This window comes from Roseitalea porphyridii (assembly GCF_004331955.1).
In the GTDB taxonomy this organism is placed as follows: Bacteria; Pseudomonadota; Alphaproteobacteria; order Rhizobiales; family Rhizobiaceae; genus Roseitalea; species Roseitalea porphyridii.
In genome coordinates this window covers 1,600,041-1,619,849 of sequence record NZ_CP036532.1, presented here as the reverse complement: position 1 = coordinate 1,619,849, position 19,809 = coordinate 1,600,041, and the positions used below count along the sequence as shown (strand labels likewise).

The window sequence follows — 19,809 nt, the reverse complement described above, 5'->3', positions numbered from 1 at the left end:
GCGGCTACCAATCGGCACCCATCAGTGGCAAACCGGATTCGCACCGCCATGGCCGACCAGACCGCGCCCGCTCCGCAACCAAGACGCAGATCCCGGATACGCATCGTGCTCTATGCGCTCGTCGCCCTCATCGTCGTCATCGCCGCGCTGTGGCTGTTCGGACCGCGCGAACCGGTCGACACCGCGTTGCGGTTCGACGCGGCGACGATCGGCGAGGATCTCGACGCCTATCTGGCCGAGAGCGAGGCGCGGTTCGACGACATCGTCGAGGGCGCCGAAAAGCAGATCGTCTGGGCGTTCCCCGCCTCGAAGGCAAAGACGCCCGTGGCGCTGGTCTACGTGCACGGCTTTTCCGCTTCGGCCGGCGAAATACGGCCTGCGCCCGACATGGCGGCCGAGGCACTGGGCGCGAACCTGTTCTACACCCGGCTTGCCGGCCACGGCCGTTCGAATGATGCGATGGCAGAGCCGGTGGTGCAGGACTGGATGGACGATGTCGCCGAAGCGATCGCCATCGGCGAAAGGCTGGGCGAGACGGTCGTGCTGATCGGCACTTCGACCGGCGGCACGCTCGCCGCGATCGCCGCGCTCCATCCCGATCTCAGGGACCGGATCGACGGGATCGTGTTCGTTTCGCCGAACTTCAAGGTCAAGGCCGGCGGCAGCGAGATCCTCACCATGCCCTTCGCGGAGCGGATCGTGCCGCTGATCCTGGGCGCCGAGCGCAGCTTCGAACCCGAGAACGAGGCGCATGCGCGTTTCTGGACCGAGCGCTATCCGTCCGTCTCGATCCTGCCGATGGGCGCGGCCGTCGCGCATGCAAGGGGGCTCTTCCACGAGAACGCCACCATGCCGGCCCTGTTCGTCTTCTCCGATGCCGACCAGATCGTCGATCACACGGTCACGCGCCAGATCGCCGAGCGCTGGGGCGGTCCGACGCAGATCGTCGCCGTGGAACAGTCGGACGACCCGAACGACCATGTCATCGCCGGCGACGCGCTGTCGCCGTCCAACAACCGGATGATGGCCGACACGATCGCTGACTGGGTTGAAGGGCTATAGGCCTTCGGGCCGGTCCGGCCCGCGCGGCCTTGCATCACGCGAGAAAAGGTAGATGGCGAGCGCGGCGGCCAGCATCAGCGCATAGAAGCCGAACAGATAGTGGTAGGCCCGCACGGGATCGGCCGGATCGGCGGTCGTGGTCACAAGGGCACCGGTCAGCATCTGCATCAGCGCCACGCCACCGATCGAAAAGAAGTTCATCAACGTCACGCCCCGGCCGATCAGCGCCGGCGGCATGAAGCTCTTGGAATGCGCGGTCAGGACGCCGTAGCCGACGCAGGCCGCCCCAATGGCGACGAGCGCCACGGTGACGGCCGCGATGCCGCTTTGCGGGAACAACGCCAGGAACGTGCACGCCACGATCGCCACCGCGACGCCGGAAACGATGATCCATTTGCGCGTGTTCAGCCAGTTGTCGAGCGGACCGTAGACGAAGCTGCCAACCGCCATGGCCAGCGCCATGGCCAGCGTGACCTGGCCGATCACCAGCGCGTCGGCGCCATAGGTCTCGGCGAGGAAAGGCCCGGTCCACAGGCCGCGTATGCCGCCGGCGGTGGCGTAATAGACCAGCGTCAGCGGAATGATGAACCACAGGGCGCGAATGCGCATCAGCGCGATGAACCCGCTGAAGCCGGGCGGGCCGTCCGGATCGTCGATGCGCCCGGGGTCGCGCACGGCTGCAAAGATCGCCAGCGCGACGAGCGCCGTCACCACGCCGAGCGCGGCGACCGTGGGGCGCCAGCCGAAAGTCTCGGCGGCGGCGGCCATCGGCGTGGCCCCGACGATGTTGCCCAGATTGCCGATGCCGATGAAGACCGAGGCCAGAAGCGCGAAGCGGGCCGCGACGAAATTGCGTGCGATGATGAAGTAGGACGCCATCAGCACGGGCGCGCAGCCGGCGCCGATCAGCGCCATCGCCACGATGATCGCCACCGGCGACCAGGCGGCGGCGAACAGGAACGCGCCAGCGGCCGCAACGAACATGAACAGCGTCGAGGTGCGGCGCGGTCCGACGCGGTCGAGCGCGACCCCCACGACGAACTGCATCAATGCGAAGGCGGCGAACCACAGGCCCGAGGCGAGCGAGAGCTGCGCCTTGGTCATGTCAAGATCGCTCGCCAATGCCGGTGTCAGGACCGCAAGAAACGAGCGGTAGAACTGCGAAAAGACATAGGCGAGACACAGTGCCGCCAGCCCGGCCATCGGCTTTCCTCCGTCTGGAAAGAACCGCCCTTATGGAGCGTGCGGCCGCTTGGCAAGCGCAGCGGAGCGGCGAACGGTTCGCCGGGGGCGCTTTTGCGGTGTCGCCCGTGATTGTGCGCTTGCACAATCGGCCACCGATCTGAAACAATGCGCCGATCTCCGGAGCGCCCATGATCTCGCAACGTCACGACCGGTTCCGCAATTTCGTGTTCGGTCTCGCGCTCGCGCTGATGATCGGCTGGATCCTCTATATCGGCCAGAACATCATCATTCCGGTGATCGCCAGCATCATCCTGGCCTACATCGTCACGGCCCTTGCGCAGTACATGCGGCGCATTCCGGCGATCGGACCGCTGATCCCCTCGCCCGTGCGCTTTGCGATCTCGATCCTGGTGATCATCGGCATCGTCGGCGCTTTCGTCTGGCTGATCATCTCCAACATCAACCAGCTTCTGGCGCTGGCGCCGGCCTATCAGGAGCGGCTGCTCGGCATCATCCAGGGGGTCTGGCGCGGCTTCGGCGAAGAGTTCGGGTTCGAGACCGAACCGACCTGGGAGACCCTCAGGCGCGACATTCTCGGCGGCGTTTCGCTGCAGTCGTTGATCGGTTCGACCGTCACGTCGGTCGGCGTGCTCGTCGGCACGATGGTCATTATCTTCGTCTACACCGGCTTCGCGCTCGCCGAACGACAGGCCTTCGAGCGCAAGTCCAAACGGCTGACCGACAATCCCGACGACGCGCGCCGGGTGATCGAGATCGTCTCGGTGATCAACACGCGCATCGGCGACTATCTGGCGACAAAGACGCTGATCAACCTGATCCTTGGGCTGATGTGCTATGTCGTCATGGCGTTCATGGCGCTCGATTTCGCCGCGTTCTGGGGCGTCCTGATCGCGCTGATGAACTATGTGCCCTATGTGGGCTCGTTCCTGGGCGTGATGTTCCCCGTCGCCATCGCCATCGTCCAGTTCGGCGACTGGGGGACGATCCTGGGCCTGTTCCTGGCGCTGACCGCGTGCCAGGTGTTCGTGGGCTCCATCCTCGAACCGTCGCTGATGGGCCGGTCGCTCAATCTCAGCCCGTTCGTCATCCTGGTGTCGCTGGCAAGCTGGGCGTCGCTGTGGGGGATCGCGGGCGCGCTCCTGTCGGTGCCGATCATGGCGATCATGGTGATCATCCTGTCCGAATTCGACGGCACCCGGCCGGTCGCCGTGCTGCTGTCGCGCAACGGGCGGATACCGCCGAAGCGCCACATCCGCGACCTCAAGGACGAGGTGAAGGGCCAGCCGATCAAGGGGGGCGACAACTTCATCCTGCCCGATCGCGACGCGGCCGAGTGATCAGACCAGAACGCCGGCGACGAGATCGTTGTCGGTGATGTCCTGCCAGACGAAGCCGGCATCGGTCATGCGCGCCATCAGCCCGACGAAGTTCGATGCCTTTCTGGTTTCGATGCCGATCAGGATCGAACCGAAGTTGCGCGCCGACTTCTTGAGATACTCGAAGCGGGTGATGTCGTCCTCGGGGCCCAGGATCTCGAGGAAGTCGCGCAGCGCGCCGGGCCGCTGGGGCAGCCGCAGGATGAAGTACTTCTTCAGCCCCTCGTGCCGCAGCGCCCGCTCCTTGACGTCGGGCAGGCGTTCGAAGTCGAAATTGCCGCCCGAGGTGATGCAGACGACCGTGCGGCCGGCGAGTTCGCGCGCCGGTACGTCGCGCAGCGCGTCGATCGACAGCGCGCCGGCCGGTTCGAGCACGATCCCTTCGACATTGAGCATCTCGATGATCGTCGAGCACAGCCGATCCTCGCTGACGAGCGTGACGTCTTCGGGCCGGTAGCGCCTGAGAACGTCGTGCGTGTGCGCGCCGATCTGGGCGACGGCGGCGCCGTCGACGAAGCTGTCGATCCGGTCGAGCCGGACGCGCTCGCCGCGTTCCAGAGAGCGCTTCAGGCTGGGGGCGCCGGCGGGTTCGATCAGCATCATCTTCGGGGCGAGACCGAGCGCCTCGAACAGAAGCGTCATGCCGCTCGTCAGCCCGCCGCCGCCGACCGCCACATGCAGCCGGTCCATCGTGACGCCCTCAGGCAGTTGTTCGGCGATCTCGAGGGCAACCGTCGCCTGTCCCTCGATGATGTCCGGGTCGTCGAACGGCGGCACCATCACCGCGCCCTCGCGCGCGGCGAATTCGAGCGCGGCCGCGTTGCAGGCGTCGAAGATGTCGCCGACAAGTTCGATCTCGACCGCATCGCCGCCGAAGACGCGGGTCTTGTCGATCTTCTGCTGGGGCGTCGTCACCGGCATGAAGACCGTCCCGGTCACGCCGAAGTGCCGGCAGGCATAGGCAAAGCCCTGCGCGTGATTGCCGGCCGACGCGCACACGAAGCGATCGGTCTCACCGGCGCCGATGCGCTTGCGCAGGAAGTTGAAGGCACCGCGGATCTTGTAGGAGCGGACCGGCGTCAGGTCCTCGCGCTTGAGGAAGATGCGCGCGCCGTAGCGCTCGGACAGGAAGACGTTCTCCTGCAGCGGGGTCGGTTCGAACAGCGCATCCATCGCCGCGCGCGCGGCGCGCACGTCGCGCTCGAATTCGGCCGGTGCCGGCAGGTCCATCTCATACTCCCACGGGTTCGGGCGGCGGACGCGGTGCGGGTCCGCCGCTTGTGCAGCGCCGAAATCCTTTGGCATCGGCGCGGCGCTCCGTGTATACGCGCTCAACCCGCTTTGCCAATGGCCGTGCGGGCAGAAGGCGAATACCGGACGCGGGGCAGGCCCTTCCATGAATGCCAACATGCTGCGCAGCGCGATGCATGTGAGCGCGATCTTCGCCTTCTATCTGGCGACGATGATGCTGATCCCGGGGCTCGTCGACCTCTATTACGGCAACGAGGACTGGAAGGTGTTCGCCTCGTCGGCGGCGATGATCGGCGGTCTGTCGGCGCTGATCGCCGTGGCAACCAGGGCCGGGCCACCGGTGGTCTCGACCCGATTCACCTTCCTTGTGGTCAACATGCTGTGGCTGACCTTCTGCGCGGCGGCGTCGGTGCCGTTCATGTTCGCCACGATCGAGATGAGCCTGGCCGACGCGGTCTTCGAGGGCGTGTCGGGGGCGACGACGACCGGCTCGACCGTTCTTTCGGGGCTCGACACCATGCCGCCGGGCATCCTCTTGTGGCGCTCCATGCTGCAATGGATCGGCGGGCTCGGCGTGATCGTGCTGGGCCTGTTCATCCTGCCGTTCCTGAAGATCGGCGGGGCGAGCTTCTTCAAGATCGAGTCGTCGGACCGTTACGACCGGCCGTTCGCGCGGTTTTCGACCTACGCCTATTCGGTCGTCGGCATCTACGCCGCGCTGACCGTGCTGTGCGCGGCGCTCTACGCGTGGTCGGGCATGAGCGCGTTCGATGCGGTCAACCACGCCATGACGACGCTCGCCTCGGGCGGCTTTTCCACGCACGACCGCTCCTTCGGCTTCTTCGCCAGCCCGTGGACGCACTGGATCGCCATCGTCTTCATGATCATCGCGGCCCTGCCCTTCACCGCGCTGATCCTGCTGGCGCTGCGGGCCAGGTTCGACGCGTTTCGCGACAACCAGGTTCTGGTGTTCCTGGGCTACACGCTGTTTCTGGCGATCCTGCTGTCGATGCAGCTCGATCTGTCCGAGACCATCGAGTTCCGCGAAGGCTTCACCAAGGCCGTGTTCTCGGTCGTCTCGATCGTCACGACCACCGGCTATGCGGTCGACAACTACATGGAGTGGAACTCGTTCACCGTGGCGCTGATCCTCGTCGCCACCGTGCTCGGCGGCTGCGCCGGCTCGACCTCGGGCGGCATCAAGGCGACGCGGTGGATCATTCTGTTCGGCGTGATCAAGCGGTCGCTGGAGACCTTCATCTATCCGCATGCGATCCGCACCGTGCGCTCGGGCTCGGTGTCGGTGCCCGACCAGCAGCAATATGTGACGATGATGTATTTCGGCACCTTCTTCATGCTGGTGGGGATCGGCACGGTGCTCGTCGCGCTGACCGGCGTCGACCTCGTCACGGCCTTCTCGGGCGCGCTGACGGCGCTGTCCAATGTCGGCCCCGGCCTTGGCGAGGTGATCGGCCCGGCGGGCAATTTCGGCGCGCTCGACGACAGCGCCAAATGGATCCTGTCGTTCGGCATGCTGCTGGGCCGGCTCGAACTGTTCACCATGCTGGTGCTGCTGTCGCCGGCGTTCTGGCGGGATTGAGCTTCCTTGGACGGGTTGGTATGATTTCTTCATACCAGCGAGGACCGACGCATGGGCAAGACCCTGAAGCGAACCGTCAGCCTGCCGCAGGCGGCGGCCGACTATATCGACCGCAAGGTCGACAGCGGCGAATATGGCTCGGCCAGCGAGGTGGTCCGCGAGGGCCTGCGCGCACTGCGCGAGCGTGACGCGGCGATCGAGAAATGGCTGCGCGAGGAGGTCGTGCCGACCTATGAGGCAGTCAAGGCGGACCCGTCGCAGCTTCTGGATGCCGACGAAGTATTCGATGCGATCGAGGATCGGCATCGACGCCTCTCCAGTTCGGATCGATGAGGCGGCGGCGCGTCCGCATCACGGCCAAAGCGAAGGCGGATCTCGATGCGATCTATGATCATATTTCATCGGCGGCCGGCCGAGCCGTCGCGATCTCCTATGTCCGTCGCATTCGCCGCTTCTGCTTCGGCTTCGACCTCGCCGCCGCGCGTGGCGCGCCGCGTGACGACCTGCTGCCGGGCCTGCGCATCGTCGGTTTCGAGCGCCGCATCACCATCGCCTTCACGCTCGACGAGGACGCCGTGACGTTTCTGCGCTTCTTCTATGGCGGTCAGGACTGGGAAGAGGCGTTCGACTGAACATCACACGAACACGTCCACCGTCTCGAACGTCGTCACGTCGACCAGCCCGACATCGGAAATGCGCAGTTCGGGGATCACCACCAGCGCCAGCAGCGAGTGCTGCATGTAGGCGTTGTTGAGCGTGCAGCCCATCTGACGCATGGCCTCGCCCAGCCGGTCGGCCTTCTGCGCGACGATTTCGGCTCGTTCATCGCTCATCAGCCCGGCGATCGGCAGTTCGACCAACGCCAGCACCTCGCCGTTCGAGACCATCACGACGCCGCCGCCGACCTCGCCGAGCATGTTGGCGGCCGTCGCCATATCCTCGTGGTTGGTGCCGACGACGATCATGTGATGGCTGTCGTGGGCGACGGTCGAGGCCATCGCGCAATCGCCGGTATAACCGAAGCCGGAGACGAAAGCGTTCGTGACCGCGCCGGTGCCCCGGTGTCGCTCGACCAGCGCGATCTGACAGACATCGTTCGGACGGTCCATCCGGACGATCCCGCCCTCGACATCGAGCGTCGCCTGCATGGCCCGCGTCGGCGCCTGGTTCTCGATGACGCCGATCACACGCACGTCGACCCGGCCCTCGTTCACCGGCGCCTCGATGCGGAAGTCTTCGGCGGCGAGTTCCTTGCCGAGCCGAACCGTGCCCTTGGCGGCCTGCGGATATTCGTAGGCCGAGATTTCGCCGGTCAGCCGCCCGCGTTCGGCCATCTTCACACCGCGCGCCCGGACCTCGTCGATCCGAAGCTCGGCAAGGTTCGACACGATCAGGAAGTCCGCGCGTCGGCCCGGCGTGATCGAGCCCAGCTCCCGCTCCAGCCGGAAGTGCTCGGCCGTGTTGATCGTCGCCATCTGGATCGCGGTGACAGGATCGAGCCCCTGCTGAATCGCATGGCGGACGACACGATCCATGTGACCATCGCGCACGAGCGTGCCCGAATGGCAATCGTCCGTGCACAGGATGAAGTTGCGCGGGTCGAGCCCGTGCTCGGTAACCGCCTTGATCTGCTCGGCGACGTCGTACCAGGCCGAGCCGAGGCGCAGCATCGCCTTCATGCCCTGTCTGACGCGGGCGATGGCGTCCTCGGCGCGCGTGCCCTCGTGGTCGTCCTCCGGCCCGCCGGCGACATAACCGTGGAAGGCGATGCCGAGGTCGGGCGAAGCGTAGTGCCCGCCGACGGTCTTGCCGGCGCCGACGGTGGCGGCGATCGCGCCGACCATGGTCTGGTCGTTGGCGGCGACGCCGGGAAAGTTCATCACCTCCCCAAGTCCGATGATGTTCGGCCAGGCCATCGCCTCGGCGATTTCCTGCGGGCCGAGCGAGGCGCCCGCATGCTCGAGCCCCGGCGCGGACGGGACGCAGGATGGCATCTGCACGAACACGTTGACCGGCATCTCGAGCGCCTCGTCATGCATCATGCGGACGCCGTCGAGCCCGAGCACATTGGCGATCTCGTGCGGGTCGACGAACATCGAGGTCGTGCCGTGCGGGACGACCGCGCGCACGAACTCGGTGACCGTCAGCATGCCGCTTTCGATGTGCATGTGCCCGTCGCACAGGCCCGGCACCAGATAGCGGCCATCGGCGTCGACGACCTCGGTCCCCTCGCCGATGCAATGGCCGGCGTCCGGACCGCAATAGGCAAAGCGGCCGTCGATGATCGCCAGATCGGTGCCTGCGATCACCTCGCCCGAATGAACGTTCACCCAGCGCCCGTTGCGGACGACGAGGTCCGCCGCCTTGCGTCCCATCGCGACGTTGACGAGATCGCGGGCGCTGTTCTGCCATGGCTTGAGACCGCTTTCGGTGCCGCCGATCATTGCTTTGCTCCCTGTCCGGTTCCGTCCGTACTTTGTCACGGCGTTGGCCCGCGTCAAAGCGTCTGCATGCCGGCCCCTCCCCGAATTTCGGGGGGTTGGCGGTTAAGGTTCGGGTCAGGGCTCGTGGGTTATCGATTTCGGGCAGACAGCACCGGCTGCCGGCCGCCCCTCGGGGCGCGCCGACCGGCAGGCGGCGCGGCGCCGGTCCCTTGTATCGCGTTACCGGCGCCGCGCGGCCGGCCACCGCCGGTCATTCGGTCCTGCTTGATTCCCAAAGCGCTTTAAGGCTACAAATTTCGCTCAGGGAGGATGGCCCAACGGCAGTTCGCGGCCATGAACTTGCGCCGCAACACGCGCCGTTGGTGCCGCTTTCCCGTCCGCACCCAGACAGTTCGGGCGTGCCGGGCCTTTCCGGTGTGCCATGACGCCCATCAGGGTCTTTCGCACGGGAGGAAAGCGAATGAGAAGCCTGACCACATTCACCGGGGCGCTCCTCGTGACGGTCTCGATGACCGCCATGGCGAGTGCCGACACGATCCGCTTCTGGACGACCGAAGAACAACCCGAACGGCTGGCCGTTCAGGAAGAGATCGCGTCGCGTTTCCAGGAGGCGACCGGCCATACGGTCGAGGTGATCCCCGTCACCGAAAGCGAACTGGGCACGCGCGCCACCGCCGCCTTCGCCGCCGGCGACCTGCCCGATGTGATCTATCACACGCTGCAATATGTGCTGCCCTGGGCCGAGGCCGGCATTCTCGATGTCGAGACCAACAACGACATCGTCCAGGAACTTGGCGCCGACACTTTCCAGCAAGGCGCCATCGACATGGCCGATTTCGACGGGCTGACCGCCGCCGTGCCGGTGGATGGCTGGACGCAGATGATCGTCTATCGCAAGGATCTGTTCGACGAGGCTGGACTGGAAGCGCCCGATTCCTACGCCGACATCACCGCCGCGATCGACGCGCTGCACAACCCGCCCGAGATGTACGGCTTCGTCGCCGCCACCAAGGTGGACGAGAACTTCATGAGCCAGGTGCTCGAACATGTCTTCCTCGCCAACGGCGTCTCGCCGGTCGGCGCGGACGGGTTCGCCCCGCTCGACGAGGCGGCGACCACCGAAGTGCTCGAGTTCTACAAGGCGCTGGCCGACGCCTCGCCGCCGGGCGAACTGTTCTGGCAGCAGTCGCGCGAACTGTACTTCGCCGGCGACGCGGCGATGATCATCTGGTCGCCCTTCATCCTGGACGAGCTTGCGGGCCTGCGCGACTCGGCCCCGCCGACGATCAATGACGATCCGACCTCGACCGAGCTTGCCTCGAAGACCGACGTGGTGACCACCTTCTCCGGCCCGTCCAACCCGGACGGCGCGGCCTGGGCGGACGTGCGCTATTTCGGCGTGACGGCCGACGCCAACACGGACGTCGCCGCCGACTTCGTCAGGTTCTCGATGGATGAGGGCTATCTCGAAACGCTGTCGATGGCGCCCGAAGGCAAGTTCCCGGTGCGGCGCGGCACGCCGGACGCACCCACCAGCTTCGTCGAGGGCTGGGCCGACCTGCCGGTCGGCGTCGACCGCAAGGCGGCGCTGTCGGAGGTCTACCCGCAGGAGACGGTCGACAAGATCACCTCGGGCCTTGAGACGGCCGACCGCTGGGGCGTGAAGGAAAACCAGCTTTCGCTCGCTTCCAAGATGATCAACAGCCAGGTCATCAACCGCATCGTGCGCCAGTATATCGATGGCGAGATCGAGGCGGCCGCCGCGGTCGCGCAGATGAACGACGAACTGGGCGCCATCGAATAGGCGCCCGCTCCGGGCGGGCCACAGCCCGCCCGGCGTTCGCGCCCGCACGGCGAACCCGCCATGGCGACGACCGAAGAGCTCGAACGCATCGGCGATGCGGCACATGATGCGGCGCTCATGCGCCCGGCCCTGCCGCCGAAAACGCTCGGGCCGCTGGCGCGGCGCGAGCGCAACCTTGCCTATGCGATGCTGCTGCCGACGTTCGCCATCGTCATGGCCGTCGTTCTGGCGCCGCTGCTCGCCAATTTCTGGATCTCGTTCAAGCCGGTCGGCCTTGGCGATCTGAGGCCGGCGAGCCTTTTCGTCAACGAGCGGCTGCGCGGCGATCTCGTCGCGCCCGGCGACGTGGCGACACTGCAATACCGGGTGCGCAATTCCTCGCAGGACGACCCGCTGCGCAATGCGGGCTTCTCCGACATGCTGCCGGCGGGCTTTGAGCTTGCCGGCGATCTCGATCCGCGCTGCACGCTGGACGGCCGCAGGCTCGACTGCGCGCTGGGCGAGGTCGAACCGCGCTACCGGGCCTCGATCGAGATCGAAGTAACGGCGACCGAGGCCTATCTTGCCGACCCCGAACCGCTGCGCGCCTTCGAGGCGGTCAGCCGCGCCGACGCCGAGAACATTCTGACCAGCGCCGAATTCACGGTCGAGAATTTCGAGCGCATCTTCTCGGCCGACGAATTCTGGCACGTTTTGCGGGTGACGATCTACTACACGATCTTCGCCACGCTCGGCGCCATCGTGCTCGGCCTGTTCGCCGCGCAGATGCTCAACACAACCTTTCGCGGGCGCACGATCCTGCGCGGGCTGTTCCTTTTTCCCTATGTCGCGCCGGTGATCGCCATTGCGTTCACCTGGGTTCTGCTGCTCGATCCGTTCTCGGGCACGCTGAACGCGATCCTGCGCCAGATGGGCGTGCTGGGCGAACCGATCAATTTCCTTGGCCAACGCGCCGTGCCGTTCGACTTCTTCGGCCTGACCTTCGAGTTCCCCGTGGCGCTGACGACGGTCATCCTGATCGAGGCGTGGCGGTCCTTCCCGCTGTCGTTCCTGTTCATCCTGGCGCGCATGCAGTCGATCCCGTCGGACATGTACGAGGCGGCCGAGATGGACGGGGCGACGCCGCTGCAGCAGTTCTGGTACATCTCGCTGCCGCAGCTCGTCGGCATTCTGGCGATCCTGTTCCTGCTGCGCTTCATCTGGAGCTTCAACAATTTCGACGACATCTTCCTGCTGACCGGCGGGGCGGCGGGCACGCGCACCCTCGTCGTCAATGTTTACGAACAGGCCTTTGCCATCTCCAACCTCGGCGCGGGCGCGGCGGTCGCCGTGGTCGTGTTCCTGGTCCTGCTTTGCTTCTCGCTGATCATCTTCAGATATTCGCCGCAGGATGAGGGCTGATGCAGCCGGGCGTGGGGACCATCGCGGGGATCGTGACCGGCGCCATCTGGGGGCTGGTCTGGATGGTCGTCGTGTCGGTCACCTTCATGCTGGCTTCGGGCGCGATCACCACGCCGCCCGTCGGGGCGGCGATGCTGGCGGGGGCGGTGTGCGGCGGGCTGATCATGGCATTCGGGCCCGCCGCGCGCACGCCGGGGCTGACGATCGCGGCGATCGCCTCGGTCGCCATCGCGCTGGTCATCGCCACCTTCGGCGCGCCGCTCGGCCTGCCGCTTTCGACCGCGCCGCTCGCCCAGTTCGCCGCGTTTGCCGCCTTCGTCGGCCTGACCTGGGCCGCGATCAGCGAATGCGTGCGTGGCCAGCCCTCGGGCCGGCTGACGCGCTATCAGGCCGAGGTCATCGCCATCCGGCTCGCCAAGGGGCTGGGGCTGGTGTTCTTCACCGTGCTCGTCGCCCTGCCCTTCTACGTGATGGTGATGACGAGCCTGAAGAACCAGGCGCAACTGATTGCCAATCCGCTCGATTTCTCGCTCGACCTGTCGCAGGGACCGGCCGGCCTGTTCCGCTCCTATGTGGAACTGTTCACCACCTATCATTTCGGCACGTTCCTGATGAACACGGCGATCGTCGCCATCGGCACGGTGATCATCACCCTGTCGTTCGCGGTGCCAGGCGCCTATGCGGTGGCGCGGCTGCGTTTTCCGGGCCAGGCGTTCCTGTCGCGGTCGATCCTTCTGATCTACATGGTTCCGGCGATCGTGCTGGTAATCCCGCTCTACGCGGTGTTCTCACAGCTTGGCCTGCGCAACACGCTGACCGGGCTTCTGATTGTCTATCCGGCGACGACGATCCCCGTCGCGCTCTACATGCTGCAGGGCTATTTCCGGGGCATTCCGTCCGAACTCGAGGAAGCGGGACTGATGGACGGGCTCACCCGCGCCGGCGTGATCTCGAAGATCACCCTGCCGCTGTCGCTGCCCGCTCTCGCCTCGGTGGCGCTCTACGTCTTCATGATCGCTTGGAACGAGTTCCTGTTCGCCTTCATGTTCCTCGACAACATCGACATGTTCACGCTGTCCCGGGGCGTGGTCTCGCTGAACTCGTCCGAAGTGCCGCGCCAGCACCTGATGGCCGGCGCGGTGATCGCCACCATTCCCGTCCTCGTCCTGTTCCTCTGGTTCGAACGGTTCCTCGTTTCGGGCCTGACCGCCGGTTCCGTGAAAGGCTGACCATGACGCATGCCACGTCCGAAACGGCGACCGCGATCATGCGCGCCAACGACCGGGGCGGCTACACGGTGCCGACGGCCGGGCTCTATCCGTACCAGTGGAACTGGGATTCGGCGTTCGCCGCGCTCGGCTTCGCCGCCTTCGACCGCGACCGCGCCTGGCGCGAGTTGGAGACCATCTTCGAGGGCCAGTGGGCGGACGGCATGGCGCCGCACATCATCTTCCGCAACCACGATCCGAGTTACTTTCCCGGCCCGGACATCTGGGGGTCGAACACCGAGCCGCCTTCGTCCGGCCATTCCCAGCCACCGGTGGTCGCCATCGTCGCGCGCTGGCTGGTCGAGACCGGCGATCGCGAGGACCTTCGGCGTGCGCATGCCCTGTTCCCCAGGCTGATGGCCTGGCACGGCTGGTGGCACCGGGAGCGCGATCCCGACGAGACGGGCCTTGTCGCCATCATCCACCCCTGGGAATCCGGCCGCGACAATTGCCCCGACTGGGACGCGGGCATGGAACGGATCACGATACCGGATGATCTGGGCGCCTATCACCGGCGCGACACCGACTGGGTCGCCGCCGACCAGCGCCCGACGCACGAGACCTATGACCGCTATCTGACGATGGTGAAGTTCGGCCGCGAATGCGGCTGGGACCACAAGCGCATCTATCGCGACGGGCCGTTCCTGATGGCCGACCCGTGCGTGCAGTTCGTCCTGATGCGCGCCGACCGCGATCTCGCCGTGCTCGCCGAGCGCTTCGAGGACGATGCGGCCCGGCGCACCATCGCGGACTGGATCGCACGCGACGCCGAAGGCGCGCAGGCGCTGTGGAACGATGCGGCCGGCGGCTTCGTCGCCCGCGAGATGCGCACGGGCGCGCTGGTCGACGCGATCACGAATGCCTCGATGCTGGCCTTCTTCGGCGGCGCGGGCACGCGCGCCCAGCAGGCCGAACTCGCCGACCAGGCGCGGCAGATCCTCGATCTGTGCCGGTTCGGCTTTCCGAGCTGGGACCCGCGCCGGCCGGGCTTCGAACAACGGCGCTACTGGCGCGGGCCGGTCTGGTCCGTGATGAACTGGATGATCGCCGGCGGGCTCGATGCGGCCGGCCACGCCGATCTCGCCACCCGTATCCGGCACGACACGCGCGCGCTCGTCCGGCAATCGGGCTTCTTCGAATATTTCGACCCGCTGACCGGCGATGGGCTGGGCGGTCCGGACTTCACATGGACGGCGGCGATCGATCTGGCGCTCGAGCACGAGTTCGGCGCCGCAGCGGCCGCATAGGAGGCGATGAATTGGGCTCGATCACACTGCAGAAGGTGGAGAAGTGGTTCGGCGAGTTGCAGGTCATCAAGGGTGTCGACCTCGATATCGGCGACGGCGAGTTCGTCATCTTCGTCGGCCCTTCCGGCTGCGGCAAGTCGACCCTGCTGCGGCTGATCTCGGGGCTTGAGGAGGCCTCGCGCGGCACGATCCTGATCGACGGCGAAGACGTCACAGCCAAGCTGCCGTCCGAGCGCAAGCTGTCGATGGTGTTCCAGTCCTACGCGCTCTATCCGCACATGAGCGTGCGCGAGAACATGGGCTTCGGCCTGAAGACCGCCGGCGCACCGCGGGCCGAGATCGAGCGGAAGGTCAACGAGGCTGCGGGCATCCTCAAGCTCGAGGACTATCTGGACCGCAAGCCCAAGGCGCTGTCTGGCGGCCAGCGCCAGCGCGTGGCGATCGGCCGGGCGATCACGCGCGAGCCGGCCGGCTTCCTGTTCGACGAGCCGCTGTCGAACCTTGATGCGGCGCTGCGCGTGGAGATGCGTTTCGAGATCGCCAAGCTGCACGAGACGCTCGGCACGACGATGATCTACGTGACGCACGACCAGGTCGAGGCGATGACGCTGGCCGACAAGATCGTCGTGCTCGACTTCGGCGTGATCAAGCAGGTGGGTACGCCGCGCCAGCTCTACGAGAAGCCGGACAATCTGTTCGTCGCCCAGTTCATCGGCTCACCGAAGATGAACATCCTGCCGTGTGCGACCGGCGGTGGTGAGTATCATCTGGACGGGCACGGAACCGGCCCGTTCGAACGGCCCGAAGGCGCTTCGGCGGTGCAGATGGGCATAAGGCCCGAGCACATCGACGTGGTCGCGGCTGGCGAAGGCACCGTGTCGGGCAAGGTGGAAGTGGCCGAATATCTGGGCGCCGACACCTATCTGCATGTCGATTGCGGCGGTCTCGGCCAGATCATCGTGCGCACGCCCGGCGCCAACAACGATCTGCGCGGCAAGACGGTGGGGCTGTCGTTCCAGCCCGGGCACCTGCACTTTTTCGACAAGGACGACCAGGCGGTGTGAGGGCGGATATGACCTTTGGCCCCCACCCTGCATCCCTCCCCCGCAAGCGTGGGAGGGAGGACCTCTATATCGAACGTGACCTGGGCGAGACAGGACGCTACTCGGTCTCCGGCGCAAAGCGAAGATGCAGACGTTCCCCTCCCACGCTTGCGGGGGAGGGGTAAGGGGTGGGGGTAACCCTGTCTACTCCGCGGCTTCGACCGTCAGTTCGCCGGTTGCGATCTGCTCGGCCTCGATCGACTCGAACAGGGCGCGGAAATTGCCCTCGCCGAAGCCCTCGTCACCCTTGCGCTGGATGAACTCGAAGAAGATCGGGCCGATCACGGTCTTCGAGAAGATCTGCAGCAGGATCTTGGTCATCCGGTCGCCGTTGGCGTCATCGAAGACCCCTTCCCCGTCGATCAGGATGCCGTGCTTCTTCATGCGCTCGACCGGCTCGTCATGGCCGTTCACGCGGTCATAGGACATCGCATAGTAGGTTTCCGGCGGACCTGGCATGAACTTCAGCCCGTTCTCGGCAAGCCGGTCGGTGGCGTCGTAGATCGCCTCGGTGCCCACCGCGATGTGCTGGATGCCCTCGCCGCGATACTTCTTCAGATAGCTCTCGATCTGGCTGTTGTCGTCGGTCGATTCGTTCAGCGGAATGCGGATCTTGCCGCATGGCGAGGTGATGGCGCGGCTGATCAGGCCCGTCATCTTGCCCTCGATGTCGAAGAAGTGAATCTGCGAAAAGCCGAAAAGATCACGGTAGAAGGCCCACCACTTGTCCATGTTGCCGCGATAGACATTGTGGGTCAGGTGATCGAGATAGTAAAAGCCGATGCCCTCGGGCTGCGGGTCGCGCTCTCCGAGCCACTCGAATTCGGCGTCATAGGCCGAGCCGTTGTCGCCGTACTTGTCGATGAAGTAGAGCAGCGAACCGCCGATGCCGACGATCGCGGGGACATCGAGCGTCTTGTCGTCGCCCTCATAGGGCGTCGCGCCGAGATTGACCGCATGGGTGAAGGCGTGCTGCGCATCGACCACGCGCCACGCCATGGACGGCGCGCACGGGCCGTGCTCGTCGACGAAGCGCATGGCATGGCTGCCCGGCTCGGCATTGACGACATAGTTGATGTCGCCCTGGCGCCAGACCGTGATGGCCTTGGACTTGTGACGGGCGACGGGCTGATAGCCCATCGTCTCGAACAGCGTTTCAAGTTCGCGCGCATCGGGATGGGCGAACTCGACGAACTCGAACCCGTCCGTGCCGGCGGGGTTCTTCTCGGTGATCTCGGCCTTCGGCGCGTCGTGCGGGAACGGACCCATGGCATTTCTCCCAATGTGATGTTTTCCCGATTGTAGCGCGATCGCGATGCAAGATGCTTGCATTCCGCGCGTTATGCCCCTCATTTGTGCATGTATCGTGCATCCAGATGGAGAATGCCGTGAGTGAACCGACCCTCGACCGTTACGACCGCACACTTCTCGCGGCACTGCAGCATGACGGAAGGCTGACCAACAACGAGCTGTCCGAGCGCATCGGACTGTCGCCGTCGCAATGCTCGCGCCGGCGCAGCCGGCTTGAGGCGGACGGGCTGATCGCCGGCTATCACGCCGTCATCAACCGCGAGCGGGCCGGTTTCGCGCTGGTGTCGATCATCTCGGTGACACTGGCGACGCACACCGAGGGCAATGCCGAACGCTTCGCAAGGCTCGTGCGCGCGGCGCCCAACATTCTGGAGGCGCATGCGCTGACCGGCGAGATGGACTATTCGATCAAGGTCGTCACCGAGGACCTGAACGCACTGTCGGCGTTCATCAATGGCACGCTGCTCGCCCACGAGGCGGTGCAGAACGTCAAGACGGCGATCGTGCTGAACACGCTGAAGGACACGACGGTGCTGCCGCTCGAAACCGGGTGAACGGGGAATCGTGAATGGTCATGGTTCAGGCCGGTTTCGCGCAAGCCCCGGCGCCGACAATGGCCGCGAGCTTCGGGAGAGACCGCATGAACCCTGTCGGCACGATCGGAACCGCGCTCGGCGTCGCGCTGGTGGCGATGGGCGGCGCCTATGTCGGCACCTTCTCGGACGGCCTGTTCGGTGGCGACGGCGCGCCGGCCCCGGTGGTCAACCTCAGCCGCGTCGTTCCCCTGCCCGCCGTGTCGGTGCCGATCTACCAGCAAGGCGCGCGCATCGGCTACTGTGTGATCAAGGCGCGGGCGGAACTGCCCAACAGCTATTCGGACGAGCAGTTCCAGCTTGCGGTGTCCAATGTGGCCGACAGGATGATCCGCGCGCTTTCGGTCAGCGCGGAGGACGAGGACGCCGAGGCGCTGTGCCTGCGCCAGAAGGGCGGCCTGGCCGGCGAACACGAGATCGCCGAGGCCGAATATTTCCGCACCGTGCGCGACGTGCCCGGACGACCGTGAAGCACTCGGGGGCCGGTCACCGGTCGAACGAGATCACCGGCTGGCGGATTTCCGGCGATTGCAGATAGTCGAGCTGGCGGATAGCGAACGCGGTGACCAGCGGACCGCCGGCGCTCTCGTTGATGGCGCCCTTGAGGCCGTCGGCGATCTCGTCGACCCCGAGCGGCCCGTCGAGCCAGAACGTGTCGGCGGCGCGGTCATAGAAATAGCTGTTCACCGCATGGGCGACGATCTGCTCGACCGGCGGACCGCGTTCGGCGATCAGGTCCGCATCGAGCGTGAGCACGTAGCGGCCGATGATATAGCCGTAGATGCCGCCGCGGGTGACGAGCGGCGTCGCCATCAGTTCGGTGCGAAGCGTGTTCGCCGATACGTCGGCATATCCATCGGCCGACTGATCGCCGTCGCCGCCGAGCGAGGTCACGGTGCCCGCATACAGCCCCCGAGCGAGGCGCCGACCGCCAGCAGCGCGACCGCGAAGCGTCCGATCACAGGTAGGCTGCCGGCTTGGCGTAGGCCGGGTTTCCGTAAGTGCCATCGGAGGGCACCGCGCCCGACAGTTCCTCGACCACGCCGATGGCATCGCCCACGGCGACGATCTGCGCCTGCAGCATGGTCTCGTTGAGCGCCAGCGCATCGCGCAACTGGCGCAACGCTGTGCGCGTGTGCGGGTCGGCGAGCACGGACCGGTCGTTGCGGATCGCCAGTTCGAGTTCGTAAAGGGCCCGGTTCTTGGCGTCGACGAAGCCGGACAGATCGGCCGCCGGATTGTCCCGGATCGCGTCGCACTCGCCCTTGATGATGCCGGTCAGGCGCGCGACGAGGCGCTGAACGTTCTGGATCTCGGTGTCGTCGGTGCGCGCGATCGTCGTTTCGTTCATCGGTCGTCCCCCGGTCCGTAGTGGCGGTCAAGCCGCGATGCGATGCCGAGGTCCAGCCCCTCGGACAGGCGCGCCGCAAACTGCTCTGCCATGAATGAAGCGTAGTAGTCGCTGCCAAGCTCGTTGCCGAAGAAGCCGCCATCTTCGGACGAGAGCATGGACTGCAGCATCTGCTGGACAAGCAGCGATTCAAGCTGCTTCCAGCCACCCTTCTGCGCCGGCTCGGCATTGGCGACGGCGGCGTCCTGAGCGGCCGCCTGAACGCGCTGCCACTGCTCGGCATCGGCACGCCCGGCCTCCCGCGACCCGGCGGCGGACTCGACGGTGGCCGCGGCGCTGCCGGCGGCCGGTGTCAGGGCGGTGATCTCCATGGGACGATTATGACCGCCGAGGCTTGCGGGAACCTTGATTCGCGCCGGCAAACTGTCGGTCGATCAGTTCGGCGAGTTGCTTTTCCTCGGCGGCGCGGGCTTCGTCCTGCCGCGCCTTGGCGTGGGCGCGCTCGAGTGGGCGGCACCGTGCGGTCGCCCCGACCAGCCGTTCGCGCGCCGCTTCCTGCTGGCGGCCGAGATCGACCTTCTGAGCGGCAAGCGTCCGCTGCCGCTCGATGGTCACGTCGAGCAGCGGCAGGGCATGGGCGTCGAGCCTTTCGGACCAGCGTTCGAGCGCCTCGATCTCGGCGCCCTTGTCGGCGGCGGCGGCGGCGACCGCGCGATGTTCGAGGCGGGCGAGGTCGGCGACCGTTTCCTGGGCGCGGATCAGGCGCTTGATCTGCGCGGCGCTGCGCTTCAT

General features: G+C 66.2%; 20 protein-coding genes. 12 read left to right on the top strand and 8 right to left on the bottom strand.

Going from position 1 to position 19,809, the window contains the following annotated elements:
• The first annotated feature begins 48 nt into the window (after window positions 1-48).
• Window positions 49-1,062, top strand: coding sequence for an alpha/beta hydrolase (locus tag E0E05_RS07885; protein ID WP_131616218.1), 1,014 nt, complete (start codon window positions 49-51; stop codon window positions 1,060-1,062).
• Here the strand turns inward: E0E05_RS07885 and E0E05_RS07880 are convergent.
• On the bottom strand, window positions 1,057-2,265 hold the full coding sequence (locus tag E0E05_RS07880; protein WP_131616217.1) for an MFS transporter: 1,209 nt from the start codon (window positions 2,263-2,265) through the stop codon (window positions 1,057-1,059). The two genes, E0E05_RS07885 and E0E05_RS07880, sit on opposite strands and share 6 nt — an antisense overlap.
• Window positions 2,266-2,435: 170 nt before the next feature.
• Here E0E05_RS07880 and E0E05_RS07875 point away from each other — a divergent pair, with 170 nt between their 5' ends.
• Entirely contained in the window at window positions 2,436-3,605 is a 1,170-nt protein-coding gene (locus E0E05_RS07875) for an AI-2E family transporter (RefSeq protein ID WP_131616216.1), read from the top strand.
• Here E0E05_RS07875 and ilvA read toward each other — a convergent pair whose 3' ends face one another.
• Window positions 3,606-4,874 carry a threonine ammonia-lyase IlvA gene (gene ilvA / locus E0E05_RS07870; protein ID WP_131616215.1) on the bottom strand — a complete coding sequence of 423 codons (1,269 nt, stop codon included), beginning with the start codon at window positions 4,872-4,874 and terminating at the stop codon, window positions 3,606-3,608.
• Between the two features lie 166 nt (window positions 4,875-5,040).
• Between ilvA and E0E05_RS07865 the strand changes: the two genes are divergently transcribed.
• The 3 genes from E0E05_RS07865 to E0E05_RS07855 are packed head-to-tail and all read left to right on the top strand — an operon-like array spanning window position 5,041 to window position 7,127.
• A complete protein-coding gene (locus tag E0E05_RS07865) occupies window positions 5,041-6,495 on the top strand; it encodes a TrkH family potassium uptake protein (RefSeq protein ID WP_131616214.1) in 1,455 nt (484 codons plus the stop codon).
• Window positions 6,496-6,546: 51 nt separating this feature from the next.
• Window positions 6,547-6,828 carry a type II toxin-antitoxin system ParD family antitoxin gene (locus E0E05_RS07860; protein WP_131616213.1) on the top strand — a complete coding sequence of 94 codons (282 nt, stop codon included), beginning with the start codon at window positions 6,547-6,549 and terminating at the stop codon, window positions 6,826-6,828.
• The gene (locus E0E05_RS07855) at window positions 6,825-7,127 is read left to right on the top strand and encodes a type II toxin-antitoxin system RelE/ParE family toxin (protein ID WP_131616212.1); all 303 of its coding nucleotides are present in this window, start codon (window positions 6,825-6,827) and stop codon (window positions 7,125-7,127) included. The genes E0E05_RS07860 and E0E05_RS07855 overlap by 4 nt, the downstream gene beginning before the upstream one ends.
• A gap of 3 nt (window positions 7,128-7,130) precedes the next feature.
• Here E0E05_RS07855 and ade read toward each other — a convergent pair whose 3' ends face one another.
• A complete protein-coding gene (gene ade, locus E0E05_RS07850) occupies window positions 7,131-8,939 on the bottom strand; it encodes an adenine deaminase (protein WP_131616211.1) in 1,809 nt (602 codons plus the stop codon).
• Window positions 8,940-9,399: 460 nt separating this feature from the next.
• On the opposite strand from ade, the gene E0E05_RS07845 reads away from it, so the two are divergent.
• From E0E05_RS07845 to E0E05_RS07820, 5 genes are read left to right on the top strand one after another with little or no spacing between them, the layout of a single operon-like run.
• Window positions 9,400-10,743, top strand: coding sequence for an ABC transporter substrate-binding protein (locus E0E05_RS07845; RefSeq protein WP_131616210.1), 1,344 nt, complete (start codon window positions 9,400-9,402; stop codon window positions 10,741-10,743).
• A gap of 60 nt (window positions 10,744-10,803) precedes the next feature.
• Entirely contained in the window at window positions 10,804-12,144 is a 1,341-nt protein-coding gene (locus tag E0E05_RS07835) for a carbohydrate ABC transporter permease (protein WP_244598005.1), read from the top strand.
• Window positions 12,144-13,373: a carbohydrate ABC transporter permease gene (locus E0E05_RS07830; RefSeq protein ID WP_131616208.1), complete on the top strand. Its 1,230-nt coding sequence runs from the start codon at window positions 12,144-12,146 to the stop codon at window positions 13,371-13,373. The genes E0E05_RS07835 and E0E05_RS07830 overlap by 1 nt, the downstream gene beginning before the upstream one ends.
• Before the next feature lie 2 nt (window positions 13,374-13,375).
• Window positions 13,376-14,659 (top strand): MGH1-like glycoside hydrolase domain-containing protein, encoded by a 1,284-nt coding sequence (locus E0E05_RS07825; RefSeq protein ID WP_131616207.1) that lies wholly within the window; start codon window positions 13,376-13,378, stop codon window positions 14,657-14,659.
• A gap of 11 nt (window positions 14,660-14,670) precedes the next feature.
• A complete protein-coding gene (locus E0E05_RS07820; RefSeq protein WP_131616206.1) occupies window positions 14,671-15,723 on the top strand; it encodes an ABC transporter ATP-binding protein in 1,053 nt (350 codons plus the stop codon).
• 183 nt (window positions 15,724-15,906) lie between these two features.
• On the opposite strand, the gene hppD is transcribed toward E0E05_RS07820, so the two are convergent.
• Window positions 15,907-17,031 (bottom strand): 4-hydroxyphenylpyruvate dioxygenase, encoded by a 1,125-nt coding sequence (hppD, locus tag E0E05_RS07815; protein ID WP_131616205.1) that lies wholly within the window; start codon window positions 17,029-17,031, stop codon window positions 15,907-15,909.
• Between the two features lie 119 nt (window positions 17,032-17,150).
• Here hppD and E0E05_RS07810 point away from each other — a divergent pair, with 119 nt between their 5' ends.
• On the top strand, window positions 17,151-17,627 hold the full coding sequence (locus E0E05_RS07810; protein ID WP_131616204.1) for an Lrp/AsnC family transcriptional regulator: 477 nt from the start codon (window positions 17,151-17,153) through the stop codon (window positions 17,625-17,627).
• Between the two features lie 86 nt (window positions 17,628-17,713).
• Window positions 17,714-18,136, top strand: a complete 423-nt coding sequence (locus E0E05_RS07805; protein WP_131616203.1) for a hypothetical protein — start codon at window positions 17,714-17,716, stop codon at window positions 18,134-18,136.
• A 16-nt stretch (window positions 18,137-18,152) separates the two neighbouring features.
• Here E0E05_RS07805 and E0E05_RS07800 read toward each other — a convergent pair whose 3' ends face one another.
• The 4 genes from E0E05_RS07800 to E0E05_RS07785 form a co-directional block, all read right to left on the bottom strand.
• Window positions 18,153-18,560: a hypothetical protein gene (locus E0E05_RS07800; RefSeq protein WP_131616202.1), complete on the bottom strand. Its 408-nt coding sequence runs from the start codon at window positions 18,558-18,560 to the stop codon at window positions 18,153-18,155.
• Window positions 18,561-18,624: 64 nt separating this feature from the next.
• A complete protein-coding gene (locus E0E05_RS07795) occupies window positions 18,625-19,017 on the bottom strand; it encodes a hypothetical protein (protein ID WP_131616201.1) in 393 nt (130 codons plus the stop codon).
• A complete protein-coding gene (locus E0E05_RS07790; RefSeq protein ID WP_131616200.1) occupies window positions 19,014-19,388 on the bottom strand; it encodes a hypothetical protein in 375 nt (124 codons plus the stop codon). Before E0E05_RS07790 ends, E0E05_RS07795 begins: the two co-directional genes overlap by 4 nt.
• Window positions 19,389-19,395: 7 nt before the next feature.
• Window positions 19,396-19,809, bottom strand: a complete 414-nt coding sequence (locus E0E05_RS07785) for a hypothetical protein (protein ID WP_131616199.1) — start codon at window positions 19,807-19,809, stop codon at window positions 19,396-19,398.

What these genes read in the sequence shown, in the direction of transcription:
- E0E05_RS07795 (WP_131616201.1), bottom strand. Translation starts at nt 19,017, where the DNA reads ATGAACGAAACGACGATCGCGCGCACCGACGACACCGAGATCCAGAAC.
- ilvA (WP_131616215.1), bottom strand. Translation starts at nt 4,874, where the DNA reads ATGGACCTGCCGGCACCGGCCGAATTCGAGCGCGACGTGCGCGCCGCG.
- E0E05_RS07825 (WP_131616207.1), top strand. Translation starts at nt 13,376, where the DNA reads ATGACGCATGCCACGTCCGAAACGGCGACCGCGATCATGCGCGCCAAC.
- E0E05_RS07860 (WP_131616213.1), top strand. Translation starts at nt 6,547, where the DNA reads ATGGGCAAGACCCTGAAGCGAACCGTCAGCCTGCCGCAGGCGGCGGCC.
- E0E05_RS07835 (WP_244598005.1), top strand. Translation starts at nt 10,804, where the DNA reads ATGGCGACGACCGAAGAGCTCGAACGCATCGGCGATGCGGCACATGAT.
- E0E05_RS07785 (WP_131616199.1), bottom strand. Translation starts at nt 19,809, where the DNA reads ATGAAGCGCAGCGCCGCGCAGATCAAGCGCCTGATCCGCGCCCAGGAA.
- E0E05_RS07855 (WP_131616212.1), top strand. Translation starts at nt 6,825, where the DNA reads ATGAGGCGGCGGCGCGTCCGCATCACGGCCAAAGCGAAGGCGGATCTC.
- E0E05_RS07885 (WP_131616218.1), top strand. Translation starts at nt 49, where the DNA reads ATGGCCGACCAGACCGCGCCCGCTCCGCAACCAAGACGCAGATCCCGG.
- E0E05_RS07830 (WP_131616208.1), top strand. Translation starts at nt 12,144, where the DNA reads ATGCAGCCGGGCGTGGGGACCATCGCGGGGATCGTGACCGGCGCCATC.
- E0E05_RS07875 (WP_131616216.1), top strand. Translation starts at nt 2,436, where the DNA reads ATGATCTCGCAACGTCACGACCGGTTCCGCAATTTCGTGTTCGGTCTC.
- hppD (WP_131616205.1), bottom strand. Translation starts at nt 17,031, where the DNA reads ATGGGTCCGTTCCCGCACGACGCGCCGAAGGCCGAGATCACCGAGAAG.
- ade (WP_131616211.1), bottom strand. Translation starts at nt 8,939, where the DNA reads ATGATCGGCGGCACCGAAAGCGGTCTCAAGCCATGGCAGAACAGCGCC.
- E0E05_RS07880 (WP_131616217.1), bottom strand. Translation starts at nt 2,265, where the DNA reads ATGGCCGGGCTGGCGGCACTGTGTCTCGCCTATGTCTTTTCGCAGTTC.
- E0E05_RS07805 (WP_131616203.1), top strand. Translation starts at nt 17,714, where the DNA reads ATGAACCCTGTCGGCACGATCGGAACCGCGCTCGGCGTCGCGCTGGTG.
- E0E05_RS07845 (WP_131616210.1), top strand. Translation starts at nt 9,400, where the DNA reads ATGAGAAGCCTGACCACATTCACCGGGGCGCTCCTCGTGACGGTCTCG.
- E0E05_RS07790 (WP_131616200.1), bottom strand. Translation starts at nt 19,388, where the DNA reads ATGGAGATCACCGCCCTGACACCGGCCGCCGGCAGCGCCGCGGCCACC.
- E0E05_RS07865 (WP_131616214.1), top strand. Translation starts at nt 5,041, where the DNA reads ATGAATGCCAACATGCTGCGCAGCGCGATGCATGTGAGCGCGATCTTC.